Genomic DNA, 23834 nt, shown 5'->3' on the forward strand with positions numbered 1-23834 from the left:
ACTTTCTAAATAAACTGTATTCTAATCCTACAGCTTAAATTCTTTACCTTGACGCATCTTGAATGATGAAGCCATGAAATTTAGATTAATTACAGCCTTTTTAGTGTTTATAGTGAGCACCGGGATAGTTGCCCGGGAGCAGAATGCTGCGGCGAAAATTAAGGTTGACTTAGCCAAAGAGAAAGGCGATATGACGCCAATCTGGGCTTGGTTTGGGTACGACGAGCCTAACTATACCTACATGAAAGATGGCAAAAAGCTTCTTTCAGAACTTGCAGCTTTAAGTCCGGTGCCGGTTTATGTACGTGCTCATAGTTTGCTATGTACAGGAGACGGAACCCCTGCTTTAAAATGGGGCTCAACAAATGCCTATACAGAAGATGCAAATGGAAACCCTGTGTATAGTTGGAACATAGTAGACAGCATTTTTGATACTTACATAAAACGAGGAATGAAGCCGCTGGCGCAAATAGGTTTTATGCCGGAAGCCTTGTCTTCACACCCTACACCTTACAAGCACGACTGGAAGCCGGGAGAGCCATACAGTAAAATTTTTACGGGCTGGGCGTATCCTCCCAAAGATTATAACAAATGGCGCGAGCTGGTTTATCAATGGGTGAAGCATACAGTAGAACGGTATGGTAAAAAAGAAGTCGAAAGCTGGTACTGGGAAGTATGGAATGAACCAAACGGTTACTGGAAAGGCACCGAAGAAGAATTTTTTAAATTATATGATTATGCAGCAGATGGGCTAAAGCGCGCCCTACCCACTGCTAGAATTGGTGGTCTAAATATAGCCGGCACTTCAAGTGCTGGCGCAACAAAATGGTTGAATGATTTTATAAAGCATTGCTTGTACGAAACAAATTTTGCAACAGGAAAAAAGGGCTCGCCGTTAGAAGCACTTTTGTTTCATGCGAAAGGAAACCCTACATTGAAGAACGGCGTGGTCTGGATGAATATGTCCCCGCAGTTGCGAGATATAGAGGCCGGAATTAAGGTAGCAATGTCATACCCTGAGACTAGAAGCCTGCCTTTGATTGTGGGGGAGTCTGATCCCGAAGGTTGTGCAGCTTGTGGTATGGCTACCAATCCTTCTAATGCTTATCGTAACGGCACTATGTATTCAAGTTATACTGCTGCCACATTTGCAAGAAAATATGAATTGAATGATAAGTACAAAGCAAACCTGGTAGGTGCTGTTTCTTGGTCGTTCGAATTTGAAAACCAACCATGGTTCTATGGCTTTCGCGATCTTGCAACCAACGGTGTAGATAAACCTGTTTTAAATGTTTTTCGCATGTTTGGTAAGATGAAAGGAAAACGGGTATTCGCAGAAAGTAGCCGGATGTATGAGTTGAAAAAAGTATTAGATAGTAGTGTGAGAGGGCAAACCGATATAGGCGTGCTGGCAGCAAAAGATAGCAAAACAGCGGCTGTTATGGTGTGGAACTATCACGATGAAGACAGGCGTGAAGCAGGAACGCCGATAGAGATAACAATTAATAACATCCCGGCAACACATTGCAGGCTTACGGAGTACAGAATAGACGAGAAGCACAGCAATTCTTACGAAGTCTGGAAAAAGATGGGCTCTCCTCAAGCCCCCACAACGTCGCAGGTTAAACAATTGGAAAAGGCAGGAGCACTGCAAACGGTGAATGGTTCTCAGGCAATTGCTTCAAAATCAGGAACTGCATTAATCAAAATCTCTTTACCCAGGCAAGGTGTATCGCTATTAAAACTTGAGTGGTAGACAACACTGCCACGGACAATTAGATCAGCTTCCGAGACCGAATAAAGGTTTTCAACCAATGTAGGTATTGAGCTTTTAATAACACATTTTCTTTTTTCTTAAATTATTTTAGAAATTATTTGGTCATTAAATAAAAACAATATTACCTTTACTTAACAGTGTTAAATGATTTAAGTGCGTAAAGATTAAGAATAATGGCAAGCAAAGAAAGAATTCAACGATTAAAGGAAGAAACCAAAACAAGTATTTTGGAAGCTGCCTATAAAATTGTGAAAGAAGAAGGATGGCAAGCGTTGAGCATGCGGAAGATTGCTGACGAGATTGAATATACAGCGCCCATTATTTATGAGTATTTTTCTAACAAGGAAGCAATATTAGCAGAACTGAATAAAAAAGGATATCTGTATTTAGCAAAGGAAATGGAAGAAGCCAGAAACCAACACGAACATCCGGCTCAACAGCTGGAAGCGATGTGGATGGCTTACTGGAACTTCGCTTTTAAGAAAAAGGAACTCTACCAATTGATGTTTGGTGTATCTATGAATTGTTGCTCGGTGCAAAAATCGCCGGAAGCAGAAGCGCCGGCCAAATTAATCACAGATGCGATCAGAAAATTAATGGATGGTAAAGTCCTTTCTGAAGATGACGTTTGCAGAAGGTATTACACTTTTTGGTCTGTTGTTCACGGTCTTGTTTCGATCAACCTGGTGAACCAGGGTACATCAGATGAGATGAACAAACAGGTGCTGAAGGATGCGATTGGAGGAATTATAAGGGCTATTAGTGGGTAACCCTTTTTTTTGCCCTGCCGGTTAACGCCGTTAAATGACTTACTACTGTTTGTGTTGTTCCACTATTTTACCCGATTGTTTTGCCGGTTTGAAAAACCGTTTTTTTTGACCAACTAGCTTAACGCTGTTAAATGATTTAATTATGAAAACTATTATCACTCTCACTGCTCTCATCCTTTTGTTTGGATGTTCACAACCACAAACCGCTGCTCCCGTTGCTGAAGCTCCTTCAGCAGAAGTAATTACTGTCGCCACCGCATCTGCTATTACAGAAAAAGATTATACTGCATCAATACAGGGAAAGGTTGATGTAGAAATCAGGCCGCAGGTAGAAGGATTTCTTGAAAAAGTGCTGGTAGATGAAGGCCAGTACGTAGCAGCCGGACAACCGCTTTTCAAAATCAACTCTCAAACTTATAATGCCCAGTATAGCAATGCGTCTGCAAGTCTGCAGGCTGCGCAGGCTGCTATTACAAATGCACAGTTAGAGATTGATAAACTAACTCCCCTCGTCGAGAACAAAGTCGTGTCAGACTACCAGTTAAAGGTGGCGCAAGCTGCACGCAAGATAGCTGTAGCTAATGCGGCACAAGCAAGAGCTGTTGTCGCCTCTGCAAAGATCAATGTCGGTTATACGCTCGTAAAAGCACCGGTCAGTGGTTACATTGGAAGGCTTCCTAAAAAGCGTGGTAGCCTCGTTTCACCCACCGACCCTGAACCACTTACCCAGCTATCTGATGTACACGAAGTGTATGCCTACTTCTCTCTGGGCGAAAGCGACTTCATCAATTTCAAGTCACAGTACAGTGGCAACTCGTTGAACGATAAGTTGAAGCGTTTACCGCCCGTTTCACTCGTTTTGGCCGACAACAGCATCTACCCGCAAAAGGGAAGAATTGATATGGTTGACGGGAGTTTCGACAAGAACACCGGCGCAATTACCCTTCGTGCTGTGTTTCCAAATACACAAAGCCTTTTACGTTCGGGCAATACCGGGCGGATAAGATTGCAGCAACAACACAGCGATGCCTTATTGGTTCCGCAGACAGCTACAATGGAAGTGCAGGATAAAGTATTTGTCTACGCAGTTGGCGATAGCAACAGGGTAAGCAAGCAGGCACTTAACATTGTTGGGAAAAGTGGCACCGATTATATTGTAAAAGATGGCGTAAAACCCGGAGACCGAATCGTATTCAGTGGCCTTGACCATCTGACGGAAGGCCTGGTTATAAAGCCGGAAAAAGCAAAAAATACTGCTCAAGTCACCACGCCGGAAAAATCGGCAAAATTGTAAAAACACTTCAAAAACATCCATTTGGTAGTGAGCTAAAACAACATCACTCAACATCGTTGTGTCACTCACTTTTACTGAAAACCTCTATTCAGGCTGTTAAAAAAGCATGAACGGCCAAACCTATGCCCTTGTCTGAACCTGGATTTTGTAGGATTTAAGTAATTAAAAGGATTGAAAGAAAATCAACACTTTTTCTCGATTTCCCATAAATCCAACAAATCCCATAAATCCTGGTTCAGACAAAAACAGCCGTGAAAAGCCTAAACAGCCAAACCTATGCCCTTGTCTGAGCCTTGATTTTGTAGGATTAAAAGGATTTGACGGATTAAACGAAAATCAACACTTTTTCTCCATTTCCCATAAATCCAACAAATCCCATAAATCCCAGTTCAGAGGGGGCCCACGAAAAGATACCGTACAAGGGAGTGACACAACCGGAGATGCACAGCGAACCTATGATGGCCCAATAAAAAACTATTACCACTGATTATTCAGACAATCTCAATTCAATTACCATGTTCAAAAAATTTATAGAAAGACCGGTTTTAGCAACCGTTATTTCAATTCTACTGGTCGTATTAGGCGTGATGGGGTTAATCCGTTTGCCCCTGCAACAATTTCCTGATATCGCCCCGCCGGCTGTTCTGGTAAGAGCAGTTTACCCTGGCGCAAATGCTGAAACCGTTTTACGTTCCGTGGCTCCTTCACTTGAAGAAAGCATCAACGGCGTTGAAGACATGAGCTACATCAGTTCTACCGCCAGCAATGATGGTTCACTGGCCATCACCGTTTTCTTTAAACAAGGCACCAATCCTGACCAGGCAGCAGTGAACGTTCAAAATCGTGTAACACAAGCAACCAGCCAATTACCGGCAGAAGTGGTACAACAAGGAATTACCACTACCAAACAACAAAACAGTTTCATAGAAGCAATTGGCATTTATACGGAAGACCCGAAAAAATATGACCAGACGTTTGTTGCCAATTATGCGCAGATTAATATTATTCCTGAAATAAAACGTATTCCGGGTGTTGGTTCTGCGACCATATTTGGTGGGGTGAAAGATTACTCGATGCGGGTATGGTTTAATACGAGCCAAATGGCAATTTATAAAATAACACCTGCCGAAGTGATGGCAGCTATACAGGATAAAAATCTTGAAGCAGCGCCTGGAAAATTGGGCGAACAGAGCGGCGAAGTGTTCGAATACGTGATTAAATACAAAGGCAAGCTGACGAAACCTGAGGAGTATGAAAACATCGCTCTCCGTGCAAACGCTGATGGTTCAGTGTTGCATTTAAAAGATGTCGCCCATGTTGAGTTAGGTTCCTATTCATATAACAGCGCAACACACTTAAATGGTAAAGACGGTATTGGTATCGGTATTATTCAATTGGCAGGTTCAAATGCCAACGATATCCAGGTAGCGATTGACAAGCTGATGGAAAAAGCATCAAAAGACTTTCCTGCCGGTATTAAATACGATAATTTTTATCGTACCAAAACTGCTCTCGATGAATCTATTTCACAGGTTCAACATACGTTGCTGGAAGCTTTTGCGCTGGTATTTATCGTAGTGTTTATTTTCTTACAGGATTTCAGGTCAACACTTATACCTGCAATAGCAGTTCCGGTAGCCATTTTAGGAACCTTCTTTTTCATGAGCCTTTTTGGATTTTCCATAAACCTGTTAACCATGTTTGCATTGGTATTGGCAATCGGTATTGTGGTGGACGACGCCATTGTGGTGGTAGAGGCTGTACACGCAAAAATGGAAACGAAACATCTCGCTCCGAAAGCAGCTACAACAGAAGCGATGCATGAAATTACGGGAGCTATTATTTCCATCACGCTCGTTATGGCTGCCGTGTTTCTGCCGGTTGGTTTTATGAGTGGTTCAACCGGTATATTTTACAGGCAATTTGCCTTTACAATGGCAATCGCTATTGTGATATCAGCGGTGAATGCTTTGACACTAAGTCCGGCCTTGGCAGCCTTGTTTTTAAAAGATAAACATGCGGTGCACGACGACGGTACTATCACCAAAAAAAGAAGCTTCAAACAAAAGTTCTTCGATGGTTTTAACAGCAGCTTCAATACCGTTACTAATCGCTACGTTGGAAGTATCAAGTTCTTGATAAGACATAAATGGATTAGCATGGGTGCACTTGCATTAGTCACTTTGATTACCTTCTATTTGGTGACCACTACGAAGTCAGGTTTCATTCCAACAGAAGACCAGGGATTTGTTGCCATCTCTGTATCAACGCCATCAGGAACATCACTTGATGGAACTACAAAAATTCTTAGCCAGGCCGAAGAAAAATTAAGGGCATTACCGTCAGCAAGATTTGTTACGGCGATATCAGGATTTAACCTGTTGACTTCATCAAACAGCCCGTCAGCAGCGGTAGTATTTGTGCTGTTAAAACCAAATAAAGACAGGGGAGAAGTAAAGGACATCAACGCTATACAAAACATCATACGTGGACAGTTAGCGGCTGTAGCTGGTGGTACATTCTTCGTCTTTAGCTTTCCGACCGTACCGGGATTTAGCAACGTAGAAGCGTTAGACCTTGTCCTGCAGGATAAGACCGGTGGCAAGCTGGATAAGTTCAGCGGTGTTGCGAACAACTTCATCGGCAAGCTCATGCAGAAGAAGGAAATAGCCTTTGCCTTTACCACTTTCAAAGCAGATTATCCACAATTGCAATTAGAGGTTAATGATGATAAAGCCAATCAACTGGGCGTAAGTGTGAAGGATGTTTTAGCGACTATGCAGGCTTATTTTGGTAGTGCGCAGGCATCAGACTTTAACCGCTTTGGTAAATATTACCGGGTAGTTGTTCAGGCGGATATTGCCGACAGAACTGACCCTGCATCTATCGACCGTGTGTTTGTAAAAAACAAATTAGGTGATATGGTGCCTATAAATACACTGGTGAAACTAACTCGTGTGTATGGGTCAGAAACTGCCTCTCGTTATAACCTGTTTAATTCAATACAAGTCAATGCCATTCCTAAGCCTGGCTTTAGTTCGGGAGATGCCATCAAGGCAATTGAGGAAACAGCGAAAGAGCAATTGCCTTCAGGTTATGCCTACGAATTTTCAGGCCAGACACGTGAGGAAATTTCATCAGGCGGACAGGCAGTCATTGTCTTTATACTTTGCCTGGTGTTTGTCTACTTCCTGCTCGCTGCCCAGTACGAAAGTTACCTGTTGCCACTCGCGGTTATCTTCTCTATCCCTACAGGTATTTTCGGTGTGTTTGTAGTGCTGGGTTTAACCGGTATCGAAAACAACATCTATGTACAGGTAGCCCTGATAATGCTCATAGGCTTACTTGCTAAAAACGCCATACTGATTATTGAATTTGCGGTGCAAAGGCGTAAGGCAGGACTGGGATTGGTGCAATCCGCAATAGAGGCAGCAAAGTTAAGATTGCGTCCCATCATCATGACGTCGCTGGCCTTTGTATTCGGGCTATTCCCGATGAGTATCGCAACTGGCCCATCGGCCCAAGGTAACCATTCTATCAGTATTGGTGCCGCTGGAGGTATGGTAACAGGTGTCATCTTAGGTCTCTTTATCATACCTGTGCTCTTTGTCATTTTCCAATACTTGCAGGAGAAAATAACCGGTAGACCGAAAGTGGTTATTCCAAGGCATTATGTAGAACCGATACATCAATCAAATGGAGTACTTGCGTGAACCGGGATGTGTAGGATTTATGGTATTATTAGGAGCAGTACTGCTCTTACTGTTCGTCCTTGCGAGAAGGAGGAACGATGACGAAGCAATCTCCTGAGTCGTTGAATAATGAAGGGGATTGCTTCGTGCCTCGCAATGACGAAGAACTTAAACGAAAAATTAAAAGACTAACAAAATGACCAGAATTAAAAATAGTGTTGCTTTTATCCTGATGCTTGTAGTGTTGGCGGCATGTAATGTATCTAAGGATATTGAAAAGCCCATAGCAGAACTACCAACCAACTTTAGAAACGCAGCTACAGAAGACAAGTCAAGCATTGCAGATATAGAATGGAAACGTTTTTTCACAGACGCTTCATTGCAAAGGCTGATTGATAAAGCCATTGCAAAAAATTATGACATGCAACTGGCTGTAAAAAATATTGAAGCTTCCGAGTTGTTAATGAAACAAACAAAGTGGAACTACCTGCCAGACGCAAGGTTACAGGTTACCGCAAATTCTAACCGTCCTTCAGACAATAGTTTAAACGGTTTGAGTGCTAAATCTTTTTTAAACACCACTCACGTCGAAGATTATTCAGCAAACATAGCCTTGTCATGGGAAGCAGATATCTGGGGCAAAATAAAAAACCAGAAAGCAAGTGCATTAGCGGCTTACCTGCAAACTGAAGAAGCTAAAAAAGCAATTCAAACCAACATCGTGGCAAGTGTATCGCAAGGCTTTTATAACCTGTTAATGCTTGATGCACAAATAGCGATTGCAAAGAAAAACATCGCTTTAAACGATAGCACATTAAGAATTATAAGATTACAGTTCGATGCAGGACAGGTAACTGCATTAGCCATTCAGCAGGCAGAAGCTCAACAACTGACAGCCGCAGCACTCGTACCACAACTGGAGCAAAACATTGAGATACAGGAAAATGCTTTAAGCATTTTAGCAGGCGAATTGCCAGATAGCATACAGAGAAATGGGTTGTTGAGTCAAGTAAATGTTGCTGATAGTTTGAGCGCTGGTGTTCCCTCAGAAATGGTAAGTCGCAGACCTGATGTAAAGAGTAATGAACTTGCTTTAGACATTGCAAATGCACAGGTTGGTATTGCAAGAGCAAACATGTATCCATCGCTTACTATTACTGCCGGTGGTGGTCTGAACTCCTTTAGAACAAGCAACTGGTTCAATATTCCTGCCTCGTTGTTTGGTGCTGTAGCTGGTGGTTTAGCACAGCCATTATTTCAGAAAAAGCAACTAACAACTGCATACGATTTAGCCAGGGTTAACAGGGAAAAAACGGTAATTGAGTTCAGGCAATCGGTACTAAATGCAGTGGGTGAAGTGTCTGATGCATTGGTAAGAATTGAAAAACTGCAGACAGAAAAGAGCATCCTGCTACAACGTGTAAATACTTTACAGAAAGGCATATCAAATGCAAACATGTTGTTCAAGACGGGCATGGCAAACTACCTGGAAGTAATCACCGCTCAAAGCAATGTATTACAAAGCGAGCTCGAACTCGCTTCAATAACACGTGAACAATTAAGCGCAAAGGTTGAGTTATACAGGTCGTTGGGTGGGGGATGGAAATAGAGGAGACGCCCCAGCCCTGAAGGGAGGAGGGAGATATACTGTTCCAAAAGGATCTGCTCTTTGAAAGCTCCCTTTAGGGCGAGGGGCAACAAATAATGCTTATAATATATTTTATAACTTTTTCTCAAACTTTTAAAACATTGTAGATCACCATTCGTCTACTTCTTTACATGGATGATAGTCTCCACATAGAAACACAAATGTTAGCCGGGCAAAGCAATACTATATCGCAAACAATAAAAGAATATAGCAGGCGGTTGCTTGGGTTTATTAAACAAAGGGTTTCAGGAAATGAAGACGCTGAAGATATTCTGCAGGATGTTTTCTACCAGTTTGCTGCAAACACAGAACCGATAGAACAAGCAGGAAATTGGTTGTTTAAAGTGGCAAGAAATAAAATAACCGATAAGTACCGCAAACATTCTTTGCCCTTGGCTGACGATGTATTTAGTACGTCTGTAAGCGAGGACGAAACGTTTGACTGGAAAGAGATGTTGCTTGCTACTGACGACAATCCTGAAACTGAATATGTGCGCAGTTTATTTTGGGAGGAGCTGCAGCTTGCCCTGGATGAACTGCCGGCGGAACAAAGAGATGCATTTGTGAAAAATGAAATTGAAGACATTCCATTTAAAGAAATGGCTGCGGAAGCAGGGGTAAGTGTAGCAACGCTCATTAGCCGAAAGCGATATGCAGTGTTACACTTAAGAGTAAGGTTACAAAGTTTGAGGGATGAGTTATTGAATTATTAAAATCATTATTAAAAATATTACGATGAAAAGGTTTTGGTTTAAAAAAGGTTTGATGATAGCTATGTGTTTTGTTGCAGCTCTCATCGTTTTTGGAGCAATTGTGATGGCACTATGGAATGCAATTCTACCGGCTGTGATAGGAGTAAATACCATCACGTTTACACAAGCGTTAGGAATACTTGTATTGAGTAAGATTCTATTCGGCGGTTTTGGACGTGGAGGTGGTTGGAAACGTGGAGGAGATCATAACTGGAAAAACAGCATGAGGGAAAAATTTGGTAGCATGACGCCTGAAGAAAGAGAAAAATTTAAAGCCGAATGGAAGAACCGTTGCAGCGGTGGATGGGCAATGAACAGAAAGGAAAAGTCAACCAGCGCTTCGGAGTAGTGCCCTCCGCTATTGCTAATCCACTATTACAATCATTCTTTTTGAAAAAAGAAAATACGTACGATAAAAGTTCAAACCTCCTGATGGAGGAGATTTGAAACTACGGCGTACCATAGAGCCGGACCTGCCTTTATTACGATTACTTGCCTACGAAGATTTGCTGTTATTACCATCAAGCCCCATGATTAGTAATAGCAGTTGCATACACTTTTATTTATAAAAATATATCACTGCATTATGAAACTCTTATTTCAATTTATAGCATTATATCTGCCCGAAGCAAACTTGCTTCAACTACTAGCAACCATAACTACTGCCTTCATATTTATTAAAATGTTTGTAGACAAATTTTCAATTACAAGTTGGAAAACTACGAGGAGAAAAAAGGAGTTAGAATTGGATATGTGGGCTATTGAATGAGTTCGCCAGGACTTAGAGGAACGAAGCTACCTGCACGTTTTAATGACTGTTCGATAAGATGCTTTGTTCCTCCAGGTTTTGAAGTACAAGAGTGCGACGCAAGGATGTCGCCACAAGAGAAAATGCAGGCAATCAAAAAAATCCAATTTCTATTAAATAGAAAAATCAACTAAAAAAGCTCGTTTCCTACGGGCGTTAAAATTGAACAAGATGAAAAATTTTACACAGGCTATTTTATATGGTTTAATAATAATCATTACCACCGGTAGTGTTTCATATTCACAAACAATTGTAAAAGGCGTGGTACGTGATGCGGTTTCAAAAGAGCCGCTTCAGTCGGTAAGCGTTTATGTGCAGGATGGCAAAGGGGTTACGACTAAAGAAGATGGCAGCTATATATATGCAACGAATAATTCGGCTGCAAAGAGCATTAAGTTTTCTTATGTGGGATACAAAACAATAACTAAAGCAATTGTTCCAAACCAGGAGCAAACATTAGATGTTGAACTCGCTGTTACTGATGCGAAAAACAGTGTAACTGTAAAGTCGAAAAGGGGTAAATATTCTAATAAGAATAACCCAGCAGTAGACCTGATAAGAAAGGTAATTGCTAACAAAGACAAGAACAGGATTAGCAGCTATGACTTCGTAGAATATGAGCAGTATGAAAAGATGGAACTGTCTCTTACCAACAAACCGGAGAAGCTTTTAAAAAACAAGTTGGTTAAAAACTTTACGTTTGTTTTTGATAATGTTGATACGTCGAAATTGGAAGGCAAATATTTGCTGCCTGTTTACCTGGCCGAGAAACTATCACAGAAGTATTACCGTAAGAATCCTGAAAAGCAGAAGACGTATGTGCTGGGTGAGAAGCAGGTGAACTATGGTGACTTCCTCGACAATAACGGTATAAAGAGTTACCTGAACCGGTTGTATGAGGATGTGGATATTTATCAAAATAACATCGCTTTACTAACTAACCAGTTCCTTAGCCCGATAGCAGACCTTGCCCCGACTTTTTACCGGTTTTATATAACGGATACAGTGGAGAATGACGGGATAAAATTGATCCGTTTAAGCTTCGCTCCAAAGAATCCAACTGATCTTCTTTTTAAAGGGATTATGTTTATTACGCTCGACGGCAACTACTCGATACAGAAGATCAACATGAGCATAAGCAAACATGCGAATCTAAACTGGGTAAGAGACCTCCAAATAAAACAGGATTTTGAAAAAGGACCTGACGGCCGTTATCATGTCATTAGCACCAACACTGCTACGGAATTTGCCCTGGCAAAAAATTCTGGTGGAGGTATTGTTGGAGAGCGTACCGTTTCGTTTAAGAATTTCACAATAAACAAACCTGAAGCTGAAAGTGTGTATGCAGGCGCACCGGTCGTAAGTGATATAAGCGTGAATAATAACAGTCTGTCTGATACTTTTTGGATAGCACATCGCCATCCTCAGCTAACAGATGTAGAAGCGAAAGTGTATAAGAACATTGATAGCCTGCAAAACCTTAAATCCTACAAAAGGTTTATGGATATTGCGACATTAGTATTGGCAGGTTACAAGCAGGCAGGACCTAATTATGAAGTTGGACCGGTAAGTGCTTTTTACAGTTTCAACCCGGTTGAAGGATTTCGTTTACGTGCAGGTGGCCGCTCCACTCCGAACTTCAACAAGTCATTGTATTTTGAAAATTACCTCGCTTATGGTTTTAAAGACGAAAAGTTGAAATACTTTTTATCCGGAACGTACTCTTTTAATCATGAGTCTGTTTATGGTTACCCGCTCAATTTTTTGAGGCTCAGCTATCAATATGACACAAAGATCCCGGGGCAGGAACTACAGTTCGTGCAGGAGGACAACTTCTTCCTTTCTTTTAAAAGAGGCAACAACGATAAATGGTTGTACAATAATATTTTCAAAGCAGAATATGTAAGGGAGTTTGCAAAAAACTGGTCAGTAACAGCGGGCTTTAAAAACTGGAAACAAACACCCGCAGGCTCTATTGTATATGAAAAAGTAAGTGAGGGTCACATCAATAACATACCTGATGTAACTACTTCAGAACTATCTGCAGAGATCCGCTGGGCGCCGCACGAGCAGTTTTACCAAGGTAAGGTGTACCGGATACCTATCATCAATAAATACCCAATTTTTAAATTAAGATATATAGCAGGAATTAAAGGACTGGCTAAAGGAGAATACAACTACCATAACCTGAATTTGAACATAGCGAAGCGGTTTTATCTTTCCCAGTTTGGTTATACAGATGTCGCAGTTGAAGGAGGTTATATCTTTGGAAAAGTGCCTTTCCCATTGTTAACAATACATAGGGCAAACCAAACGTATTCATACCAGCTCAATTCGTACAACATGATGAACTTTATGGAGTTTGTAAGTGATCATTTTGCAGGAGTGAATGTAGATCATTACTTCAACGGATTTTTCTTTAATAAAATTCCTCTAATAAAAAGGTTGAAACTACGTGAGGTGATAACGGGTAAAATATTATATGGCGGCGTAAGAAACGAAAACAATCCGGTAAGTAACAGTGCCGCCATTAAGTTTCCAACAGACGCCGAAAGTGGTGCAGCCGATACTTATACTTTAGGTAGTACGCCCTATGTAGAAGTAAGTGCAGGCATAGCCAATATTTTCAAGCTGGTAAGAGTGGATGTGGTTAAAAGGCTCACTTATTTAAATCATCCCGAAGTATCTCAATGGGGAATAAGGACAAGGTTTAAGTTTGATTTTTAGTGCCAACTAGTTTGTACAATAAAAGCACTTATTTGCAATATTTATAAGTTTTTCATCAACCCTGAAAGAAATTATATTAAAAAAAACTTTACAAGGACCTTAAACATTTTTATGTTAAAGAAGTCTATCTAGGCTAAACCTGCTAAAATGAAACTACTAATAATAATCGTACTAGTTCTACTACTCATAATATTAAAACCTTTTATTTCGAAGCTATTCGATGAAGATTATGAGTAGGGAGTAGCCGTTTTAATCCTGGTGTTACAGTTTGTATTTTCTTCGAAGTTTATTTTTTTTATATCTCAGAAGGTTCTTGAAGTGAAAAGGGTCTTGTAAAAATTGTAGATAATCTTTAATAGAGTCGTAATATGAATACTCGTTTTTGATTAATTCAATCGCAGCTCCTACAATACGATCCAAAGAAACTTCAGGTGAAAAGTTTTTCTCCCATGCCTCTCGAGCTTGTTTACCCATAGCGACAGCTTCTTCTTTTCTATCCTGTAATATCTGTTCTATCTGCGAAACTTTTGACTGGGGAATTCTTATTGAAAACGAATCCCAATCTACACCAAGTATTTCCACCCATGAATCGGAAATAATTACGGGGACGCGGCCAAGCTGCATTGCCTCAAACAACCGATATGTACTTGGGCCAATTCCTCGAGGACAAAGAATGAAGTAACTTTCATCCATCACTTCCAGGTATTCTCTTTCATACTTTAATGCTTCTTCTACATTGAGCTCCCATGCTTGTGACCCGGTTGTATCTTTAATATAAACGTCTTGACGGGGTGCTATATTAATTATGGCATTTCGTACAGCATGGGTTTTTGACCCTATAAAACTGTATAAATATTTACGACTATTATTATAGTTTATTAGGGCGTTATCAATCGTTTTGTTTTCACGATACCGGGCTATATAATGCGCTGATCTTTTATGCTTAGGGTTATATTGCCATCTTTCAATTGAGGGCGAAATCGTTGGTAGAGGCGTAATCGATAAATCAGCGTCATGATATAGTACACACTTTCTTTTATAAGCTAAGTATGTCTTATCGCGAAACAACTTTCTAAAATAAGGGTCAATTGTTGGATGAGACTCTACAAAAATGATTACATCGGCGTCCTCACCATTATCAATACATGTACAGTTTTGGGATGTGCTTTTCGACTTTAGCCATTTGGCTGGACTATAGTCTTTATAGTTGTACGTGGAAGTAAGAAACGCTTTCATACTGTAATTTATTTAACTTTTATAATTGTCAACCCTAATTATTAAATTAGAGAAGGAAATTGCATTAATCAACCAAGTTCTATAACGCCATTGCGAAAAAAGGAGTAAAGCGAGTGTCTTTTCGGGAGTAGTAGGGTATTAAAAATACACGTCGGTAGGCTACTTAAAGACCTAAATTATCCGCGGAGCAACGTTTGATTGGAATAAATCGTCAAATTGTCCGCGGAAGTTATTTATACTTACTCTCCGAAGCCACACTTAATCAAAACTAACTTTCATCGATGGCATTCATAGCCTGTACCCTTTTCGAAAAGCAGCATCACTATGGTGTTGCTGCCCTCGTTAACTCGCTCTACAACAATAATTATAGGGGAGCAGTTTATGTAGGGTATAAGGGCGAACTACCGCCCTGGTGTTCAGACAGAAAAAAAAATACAGAATTGTCTTGGGAAGATGCATCAACATTAAAGGTGGCGGAAGACTTAAAAATTCATTTCTTACCTATTAAATCCACGTATCATTTAGCATTTTACAAGCCTACTTTTCTGATTGAGTTATTTAATGGAATTGCTAGTCATGCAAATGCTATTGCTTACTTCGATCCGGATATTGTTATTAAATGTAAATGGATAGCTTTTGAAACTTGGATGACTCATGGTGTCAGCCTTGTGCAGGAAAATCCTAGTTTTCCAGCAACTCATCCCCTGAGAGGTGAATGGAAAAAAGTTATTGATAAAATAAACTTCCGTACTACAAGGGATGTAACAGGATACTTCAACAGTGGCTTTTGTGGTGTGAATAAAGAAAATATAGAGTTTTTAACAATTTGGGCGAGAGTAATAGAAATAGCAAAAGACCATTTTAATCTCAAACCGACAAAAGGATTTCAAACGAAAGATAGAACTTACTTGTTTTATAATGCTGATCAAGATGCTCTCAACACTGCTGCTATGTGCTGTGTTTCGCCCCTTAGCGAAGTCGGACCAGAAGGAATGGATTTTGTTCCCGGGGGTTTTATCATGTCTCACGCGATTGGACGCGTTAAACCTTGGAATAAGAAATTTATTTATTCTGCTTTTAAAGCTATAGGGCCAACGCAAGCTGACCGGGGCTATTGGCAAAATTCAAATAGTCCAATACGGCTTTATAGTGATAGCTATATAAAAAGAAAGTTTTTTAAAATATCCATGGCAGCGTTAATTAGTCGTTTTTATAGACGTTCGTAATTGTTGTATAGTTTTAAACAGGGTTATTATAACGTACTCTTTATCCTTCCTATCAAATTATAGATCTTATTAAACAATAAAACTTGATAATTACACAAATAAATGGAGGATTAGGAAATCAACTTTTTCAATATGCCGCAGGGAGGGCACTTGCAGAGTATCACCAAGTTCCTCTAAAAATTGAAAATTCTTTTTATAAAACCGTAGATTTTGCAAGCTTTGAATTAGAACGTTTTAATGCCCAAGTTCAGTTAGCGTCGGTGGACGAAATAGAAAAATTTAATAGCAAGAACTTCTTTACGAAGGCATGCTCAAAAATTCTTCCAGTACATAAGAAAATCTTTTTTGTTGAGCCCTATTCCCATTTTTATAACAAGTTCTTTAGTGCTCCTTCTAATTCCTATTTGAAAGGTTTATGGCAAAGCGAAAAATATTTTTCCTCAATTAAAGACACCATCCGGCATGAGTTTATTTTGAAAGATAAGCTGGTAATACACCTTAGGCCTAAAGCAGAGGCTATGCGTAAAGAAAACTCTGTGGCAGTGCATATTAGGAGAGGGGATTATACTAACCCGAACGTCGAAAAAGTAATGGGTCTTTTGCGTTTAGATTATTACAAGAAAGCATTGTCTTTGCTGCAAAAGAAAACAGGGAATTTGAAGGTCTATTTTTTTTCTGATGATATTGAATTTGTAGGAAAAAATATGACGCTGAATTATGACTTTGAATTTGTCTCAGGAGCAATAACAAGCAGGAATTACGAAGACTTTTATTTAATGCAACATTGCAAACACAATATAATTGCGAATAGTACTTTCAGCTGGTGGAGCGCTTACCTGAATAACTATAATGAAAAAATTGTTGTTGCTCCCAAAAACTGGTTTAATACTACCTCAAAAAATTCAAACGATTTGCTTCCGGAAGCATGGTATAAGCTATAGTTTCAATGCAATAATATTTAATCAGGGGCTACTGCTCTCGTTGAATTGCCAATCTTATTACTCTTTATTTGTATCCCGTTCTTAATAAAAACATGGACGGTTTTTCGAAGTTTCATTTATTCTCGAGTACCTCTTTCTTACGATAATCCTTTGTTGATTTAAAGTGCAATTGCTTTTACCCGCAATGCTTTAACAAGGATTTTTTCTTTTATGTTTGCATTCGAATAAAAAAGCCAATGGCACTTATTAAAAGTATATCGGGCATAAGGGGAACAATAGGAGGAAAGCCGGGAAATACGTTGAGTCCACTCGATGTTGTTAAGTTTACTGCGGCTTATGGAAGCTGGCTTTTACAACAGGGTGGAGGTAAAAAGGTAATTGTTGGGAGGGATGGTAGAATAAGCGGCGAGATGGTGCAAGGTCTGGTGGTAAGCACACTTACTGCATTAGGTTTAGATGTTGTTAATGTTGCTTTAACCACTACCCCGACAGTTGAAATGACTGTTTTGTTTGAAAAAGCCGCAGGCGGAATTATACTTACCGCTAGCCATAATCCTAAAGAGTGGAACGCTTTAAAATTACTAAATGGTAAAGGAGAATTTATTAGTGGGGAAGACGGAGAGGTTATACTTGCTTTAGCTGAAAAAGAAGATTTCACATTTGCGACGGTTGATAAGCTGGGCACTTATACTCAAAATGAAACTTCTTTACAGCAGCACATAGATGCGGTAGTCAACTATCCTCTGGTTGACGTGGGAGCTATTACTAAAAAGAGATTTAAAATTGTCATAGATGCAATCAATAGTTCAGGAGCTATAGCAGTACCGGCTTTGTTGAAGGCTTTAGGTGTTAGAGAGAAGGACATAACAATACTGAACGAAGAAGTAAATGGCAAGTTTGCACATAACCCCGAGCCACTGCCTCAGCACTTAATGGAGTTGTGTAAAGAGGTGAACCGCAAAAAAGCAAATCTTGGAATTGCTGTTGACCCGGATGTAGACAGATTGTGTTTTGTGAATGAGGATGGATCGTTGTTTGGCGAAGAATACACATTAGTGGCCATTTCAGACTTTGTCTTACAACAAAGGCCCGGTAATACGGTAAGTAATATGTCGAGCACCAGAGCACTCAAGGACGTTACATTGAAACATGGGGGTGAGTACTTCCCGAGTGCAGTGGGTGAAGTGAATGTGGTGAATAGGATGAAGGAGGTAAATGCAGTGATTGGAGGGGAAGGAAATGGTGGTATCATCGTTCCTGATTTGCATTATGGTCGTGATGCCTTAATAGGTATTGCATTATTTTTGACCTTTTTAGCCAAAACCGAAAAAAGCAGTAAACAACTCCGAGGTACTTTTCCTGATTACTTTATAAGCAAAAATAAAATTGAACTTGCCCAAGGGGTAAACGTTCAATCGATCTTCGACAAAATAAAAACGAAGTATAAAAACAACCCTATTAATACAGAAGACGGCTTGAAAATAGAATTCGAAAATGATTGGGTTCATTTACGCACGAGTAATACCGAGCCTATTATCAGGATTTATGCTGAAAGTAATTTTGAAACTACGGCTGAAAATATAGCCAGGAAAATAATGCAGGACATTCGGGAAAACATGTAGCCCTTACATGTTTTCGCCGAACATCTTAGAGTTAAAAGCAACTTTTGAAGAAGCTGCTACTGGCTATACCGTACAAGGGAGTGACACAGCCGGAGTTGAACTAAGATCTAGAGACCGTTCTAATAAAAATAGTCCCTCTGGTTTTTTTACTTACCTGGCATCCATCTTTCCTTAAATTTATGGTACAACTGGATAGCGTCGGGGGTAAGTTGAAGGTAAAATATGCCAGTAATAAAAATGGTAGTAAAAACAATCGATCTACCTATTATACTAAACCATCCGGTGGTAGATCGGAATAAAAAGAAGGCAACAGCGAAGGCGACAGCACCCACTATTATAGAGTAAACAGTTTTAATGGTAAAGGGCTGCATATTAAACCTTCTTCTGAGGAACTCGAAACGAATTCCGTTGTAAATGGTATACGAAAAAACCTCGGCAAAGGCAGAGCCGATGATTCCGTAGTGCTTAATGAGAAGATAGGTAACAGGGATTCGGAAGGCAAGTAGAACAACACCACTAATGAAATCGAAGCGCCAGAAAATAGAAGTGCCAATAATAGTTCCATTTACGCCTGTACCTGCATCGATTAGCCTCGCTATCCCTAAAACAAATACAACATAAATTCCCTCATTGTAGTCTTTCTGTATATTGAACACAGCAAAGCCGTCATTGATATTTAGCCAGATATTTCCGAAAATGAAAGCAGCCAACAACAACAGATTAATACAGCTTCTTTGATAAATTCTATTGATCTCCGCGTAGTTTTTGTCTTTCCAAGCTTGCGACAAAATGCCGGTAGTTATAGACTGAATACTTCTTTGCGGAACTTGCACAAGGTTAGCTGCATATTGCGCAAGATTGAACACACCTGTACTTCCTAATCCCTTTAGACTTGCTATAATAAATGTATCTATAGTCTGTGCGACGATTTGTATCATCACTCCACCGTAAACCAACGCCCACATACTTAGCATTTTCTTTTTAAACTTTTTTGTCGGACGACTAACAGTGAAAGTGAGGTGGAATTTCTTAAGCTTTATGAGGTATAAGAGTATCGCAAAAAATAATATGAGGTATACCAGGCTGAATAGCTTTATAAAAGTATCGAAGCTTACAACTTTTGTGAGATATAAGAGAATCAGGGCAAAAACAATCAAACGCATTCCTGTCTCCTTTAGAAAGTTGGAGACAACGGTTTTGTGCAGTGTCCAGCAAAAAGCCTCAAGCACTGAAAAGAATAGCATCCCGAAGCCAAAAGGAAAAATGAGGTGGTAATAGGTTAGTACAAGAGGCGCGCGTTGAATATATTTTTTAATAACTAACGGTTCGAAGACATAGCCGGAAATTAAGACAAGGGTAAACCCGATAAAAGAGCCTGTAAGTGCCCATGTCAGCAGATCGTTCTTTTTATCCTCTACGTTACTTTTGTAGTAGGGATAAAATTTATACATGATAGGAAGTACACCTAGACTTCCAAAAACAAAAATGTTTTGGCCCAAATCATAAAAAATGCGTGTTAGACCAAATTGCTCGGGCGAAAAAGAACCGTTGCGGGTAAAGAAGTAAGTATTAACAGCTCCGATAAAAAAACCAAAATAAACGATTATACTACTAAGGATTGCCTGTTTGCGGATATTCGCCATTGATGGGTAACTTGAAAATTATTCTTTTACTTGCTTTGTTGTTACATAATAGCGCTTCTCTATAATATCAGACAAATTTGAGAGCATAATTTTTTTTGGTAAAGTAGCAGTTTTCCAGGTTTCAGTAGGCGTAATGGCAACGTCTTCTTTTCCTTGAGAAATCATAATTGGTAAATTGAAACCGCTGGTACAGTTAGCCCATCTAAAAAAAAGCTTCTTTTTATTTTTTGACGAGTAATATTCAAGTGTTGGGACTTGAGTAGATCTTAGATACTGGTCAAATATTTTTGTGAAATCATGACCACTTTCTTTTGAAATAAAATCTTCAATTTGTTTTGTAGTAACGGTTTGATGATAAAATTTCGAATTAATCCCTCTTAAAATGCTTCTAAATTTTGCATCATCATTAATTGCTTGCCTAATGATGTTGAGCATATTCGAGGCTTTATAATACATGTCTCCGCTACCTTCCTTATTTACTCCGTAAAAGCCAATAATGGTCTTGTCATTTCTTATATTTTTTCTTATTCCGAAATTGTACTCTGCGGCGGCTTGCTTACCAAATATTGTCTCAGTAAACAAAGTCTCGCTATAGCTTGTAAATCCCTCGTGAACCCACATGTCAGCTAGATCCTTAGTAGTTATACTGTTGCCAAACCACTCATGTCCGCTTTCGTGAATAATAATAAAATCCCATTTCAATCCCCAGCCTGATCCACTCAAGTCACGCCCCAGGTATCCATTCTCAAATTTATTTCCATAGGCTACGGCACTCTGGTGCTCCATTCCTAAGAAAGGGGACTCAACCAACTTATAACTGTCTTGGTAAAATGGGTATTTACCAAACCAGTATTCATGGCTTCGTATCATGGGCTTAACTTGCTCAAACTGCTTTTTACCTTTTTCGAGGTTATAATCTAAAACCCAATAATCAAGATCCAGTTTACCGCCTTCTCCAATTAATGTATCACTCCATTTGGTGTATTTACCTATGTTCATAGTAACATCATAGGAGTTGATCGGGTTTTTCACCTGCCATGTCCATGTCTTATAACCACCTTTGGAGTTGGAGACGTTTTGTAATCTCCCATTAGAAATGGCAACCAAAGTATCGGGGGTGATTATACGAATACTCATTCCGCTATCAGGCTCGTCGCTCTGGTGATCTTTGCACGGCCACCAAATGCTTGCTCCTAATCCCTGGCAGGCTGTAGCAATAAAGGGATTGTTATTCAGGTCAGTTTTCCAGATTAAGCCGCCATCCCATGGAGCTCTTTTTGCCTCTTTCGGCGTACCATGGTAATAGACAGTAAGCTGCCTTATGCCGGGAGCAAATTTGTATTTGGCAAGACTATCGCGTAAATAAACAAAGCATACGTTACCGTCTCTTCTAAATTTATAATTATTATTATTGCCAGTGATACTATCAATTGCAAGGGGTTGCTGCAAATCAATTTGCATTACACGCACCGGCAAGTCTTCTTTATAAGTAATCAGGTTTTTTCCTTCAATACTCTTTGTAATGATGTCAGGTTGCACAGTTAGGTCATACCTGATAACATCCCATCCTTTTCTATATTCCGTAATAGTTCCTCTTAGGGTATCCGCTTTTGTAAAAAGATTTTTTTCTTCCATAAGCTGAGCCTTAGAAATAAGAGTAAAAAGAAAACAAACAACGACTAATAAGGCTTCTTTCCATTTCATGAATTAAAAGTAGGGATTTGTAGTTATACTTAAATTCATACAACCTGAGCAATGGGTTAGGGACTGGCATTTCTGCTACTATCATCAGTTTTGCGTCGCACTCTTGTACATTTTGTTTATTGCTCAGGCAACTTTAAATCAACCTTATTCCTCTTATAGTGTATCAAATTTGTTAATAACTAATAGAAAGCTTTAAAGTATTAACAAACGAAAATGTGAGCGGATGCAATATTTAAATTTAGAAGCAAATTTTAGCAAATGACGAATTCTGTGTTTGACAATTTAGTAAAACTTCAAAAGAAGGGGTTAAACAAGGTAGACGTGCACGATATTTTTACATTACTTCTCGTATTAATAACATTGGTTGCAGTTATCCTTCTTTGAGACAGATGACTGCGATCTTCTCAAAATGCAGTGACTCATACCAATTTTACTTCTTTCGATTCCTCCATACGCTTTTTATTAAATTCATTTGCAGAGTTTCGTGCTGCAACTTATTAATGCCATAATTCTTCTTTAATTAGTAGAGCTATACTTTGTTAGCGATCCATTCCCAAAATTGGAAATCACTAAGTTCTATTTTATCTTTATTGATAATTTAAATTGAAATAGCAACGCCGGATATAAGTTAATTACCCTATGGATAAATTTTACCTAATAATATTTTTATTAATTTCTTCCTGCTTGTGTTCGGCACAAGTAGGAACCCTCGATTCTTCTTTTGGCGACAACGGGCTGCTATTTCGTGACTACCGTATGTCGGACAAAATAGACGCAAACAATAAAGTAACTCAACCTGACGGGAAAACTGTAGTGGTCGGAAGTGTGCGGGGAAAACTTGGAGACGACTTTAGCGTTACTAGATATAATGTCGACGGATCTTTAGATAAAACTTTCAGTGACGACGGACAGCAAATCACAGATTTCGGCACCGCTAACGATGTAGCTTACTCAGTAGCACTTCAGGGAGATAAGATTGTTGTAGCCGGTTGTGCATCAAGGGTAGGTAATACCAGCTTTGCCATAGCGAGGTATAACTCTAACGGTTCTCTAGATGATACTTTTAGCAGCGATGGATTACAGACAACTAATTTTAATGCCATTGCTATATGCAATGCGGTAGCAACCCAGGGGAATAAAATATTAGTAGCAGGATATTCATATATAGATAAACCTATTCAGGAGAGCGATTTCATTGTCGCCAGGTACAATATTGATGGTTCTTTAGATAAAACATTCAGCAACGATGGAATTCAGAAAACAGATTTTTTCGGTTTTGGTGACTATGCTAATTCCATTGCACTACAGGGCGATAAAATTGTAGTGGCTGGAGATGCTGTATCATCAAGCAGCGGTTACCTAACAACAGCTATAGCAAGGTATAATAGCGATGGCTCTTTAGATAAATCTTTTAGTGGCGACGGTTTGCAAACAACAGGTATTAGCAGTTCCGCTTCCCTCATTGTACAAAAGGACAAAATTTTAGTAGCAGCTTATGGAACCGATGATTTTATTGTTTTCTGTTATAACTCTAATGGAGCTTTAGATAAAACTTTTGGTAACGACGGTATACAAAGAACCCATTTTGGAACTAATTATTATGCCCAGACTAATTCTATTTCCATGGAACAGGGGAAGATTATAATAACCGGAAATCTCTACGACTCTAAAAAGGGAATTAGGCAACTTGTTATGGTGCGATATAAATGATCGACTAACTATACTACTTTAGTTTTCTCCTCCCTCTATTACAACACACAAGCTAGACATATCGTAATCGATCATCTAACGCACATAAAGCAAAAAGCCCAAGGCATTGAAAAACAACACTTGAGCTTTAGTACCGAGGAGCAGACTTGAACTGCCGACTTTCAGGTTATGAATTGGTATGGGACTGAAAATTTGGAAACTGTTATTAAAACTATATAACAACAGTACAATGATTAAAAAGGAGCTTATTAAAAACTCTATTTAAATTAAATCCTGATTTGTTA

16 protein-coding genes are annotated in these 23834 nt (G+C 39.5%); 13 read left to right on the top strand and 3 right to left on the bottom strand.

Annotated elements, in window-relative coordinates; genetic code table 11:
* Positions 1-73: 73 nt before the first annotated feature.
* The 9 genes from SAE01_RS08105 (at position 74) to SAE01_RS08145 (ending at position 13468) form a co-directional block, all read left to right on the top strand.
* Positions 74-1756, top strand: a complete 1683-nt coding sequence (locus tag SAE01_RS08105) for a GH39 family glycosyl hydrolase (protein WP_147203247.1) — start codon at positions 74-76, stop codon at positions 1754-1756.
* Between the two features lie 194 nt (positions 1757-1950).
* On the top strand, positions 1951-2547 hold the full coding sequence (locus tag SAE01_RS08110) for a TetR/AcrR family transcriptional regulator (protein ID WP_147203248.1): 597 nt from the start codon (positions 1951-1953) through the stop codon (positions 2545-2547).
* Between the two features lie 142 nt (positions 2548-2689).
* Positions 2690-3841, top strand: coding sequence for an efflux RND transporter periplasmic adaptor subunit (locus tag SAE01_RS08115; protein ID WP_147203249.1), 1152 nt, complete (start codon positions 2690-2692; stop codon positions 3839-3841).
* Between the two features lie 515 nt (positions 3842-4356).
* Positions 4357-7554: an efflux RND transporter permease subunit gene (locus tag SAE01_RS08120; protein WP_147203250.1), complete on the top strand. Its 3198-nt coding sequence runs from the start codon at positions 4357-4359 to the stop codon at positions 7552-7554.
* A 175-nt stretch (positions 7555-7729) separates the two neighbouring features.
* Positions 7730-9142, top strand: coding sequence for an efflux transporter outer membrane subunit (locus SAE01_RS08125; RefSeq protein WP_147203251.1), 1413 nt, complete (start codon positions 7730-7732; stop codon positions 9140-9142).
* 170 nt (positions 9143-9312) lie between these two features.
* Complete coding sequence (locus SAE01_RS08130) at positions 9313-9894, top strand: RNA polymerase sigma factor (protein WP_147203252.1); 582 nt, start codon at positions 9313-9315, stop codon at positions 9892-9894.
* A gap of 22 nt (positions 9895-9916) precedes the next feature.
* Positions 9917-10282 (top strand): hypothetical protein, encoded by a 366-nt coding sequence (locus SAE01_RS08135; protein WP_174834606.1) that lies wholly within the window; start codon positions 9917-9919, stop codon positions 10280-10282.
* A gap of 237 nt (positions 10283-10519) precedes the next feature.
* The gene (locus tag SAE01_RS08140; protein WP_147203253.1) at positions 10520-10702 is read left to right on the top strand and encodes a hypothetical protein; all 183 of its coding nucleotides are present in this window, start codon (positions 10520-10522) and stop codon (positions 10700-10702) included.
* A gap of 210 nt (positions 10703-10912) precedes the next feature.
* Positions 10913-13468, top strand: coding sequence for a DUF5686 and carboxypeptidase-like regulatory domain-containing protein (locus SAE01_RS08145; protein ID WP_147203254.1), 2556 nt, complete (start codon positions 10913-10915; stop codon positions 13466-13468).
* A gap of 261 nt (positions 13469-13729) precedes the next feature.
* Here SAE01_RS08145 and SAE01_RS08150 read toward each other — a convergent pair whose 3' ends face one another.
* Entirely contained in the window at positions 13730-14704 is a 975-nt protein-coding gene (locus SAE01_RS08150; RefSeq protein ID WP_147203255.1) for an exostosin domain-containing protein, read from the bottom strand.
* A gap of 281 nt (positions 14705-14985) precedes the next feature.
* Here SAE01_RS08150 and SAE01_RS08155 point away from each other — a divergent pair, with 281 nt between their 5' ends.
* The 3 genes from SAE01_RS08155 to glmM all read left to right on the top strand — a co-directional run bounded on the left by SAE01_RS08155 (position 14986) and on the right by glmM (position 18493).
* Positions 14986-15930 (top strand): hypothetical protein, encoded by a 945-nt coding sequence (locus SAE01_RS08155; protein WP_147203256.1) that lies wholly within the window; start codon positions 14986-14988, stop codon positions 15928-15930.
* Between the two features lie 83 nt (positions 15931-16013).
* Entirely contained in the window at positions 16014-16871 is an 858-nt protein-coding gene (locus SAE01_RS08160) for an alpha-1,2-fucosyltransferase (RefSeq protein ID WP_147203257.1), read from the top strand.
* 236 nt (positions 16872-17107) lie between these two features.
* A complete protein-coding gene (gene glmM / locus SAE01_RS08165) occupies positions 17108-18493 on the top strand; it encodes a phosphoglucosamine mutase (RefSeq protein ID WP_147203258.1) in 1386 nt (461 codons plus the stop codon).
* A gap of 146 nt (positions 18494-18639) precedes the next feature.
* Here the strand turns inward: glmM and SAE01_RS08170 are convergent, their stop codons facing one another.
* Positions 18640-20136: a polysaccharide biosynthesis C-terminal domain-containing protein gene (locus SAE01_RS08170; protein WP_147203259.1), complete on the bottom strand. Its 1497-nt coding sequence runs from the start codon at positions 20134-20136 to the stop codon at positions 18640-18642.
* Positions 20137-20154: 18 nt separating this feature from the next.
* A complete protein-coding gene (locus SAE01_RS08175) occupies positions 20155-21840 on the bottom strand; it encodes a M1 family metallopeptidase (RefSeq protein ID WP_147203260.1) in 1686 nt (561 codons plus the stop codon).
* 639 nt (positions 21841-22479) lie between these two features.
* On the opposite strand from SAE01_RS08175, the gene SAE01_RS08180 reads away from it, so the two are divergent.
* Positions 22480-23550 carry a delta-60 repeat domain-containing protein gene (locus SAE01_RS08180; protein ID WP_147203261.1) on the top strand — a complete coding sequence of 357 codons (1071 nt, stop codon included), beginning with the start codon at positions 22480-22482 and terminating at the stop codon, positions 23548-23550.
* Positions 23551-23834 lie beyond the last annotated feature (284 nt).

Origin of the sequence: Segetibacter aerophilus, assembly GCF_007991655.1 — a bacterium.
GTDB lineage: Bacteria > Bacteroidota > Bacteroidia > Chitinophagales > Chitinophagaceae > Segetibacter > Segetibacter aerophilus.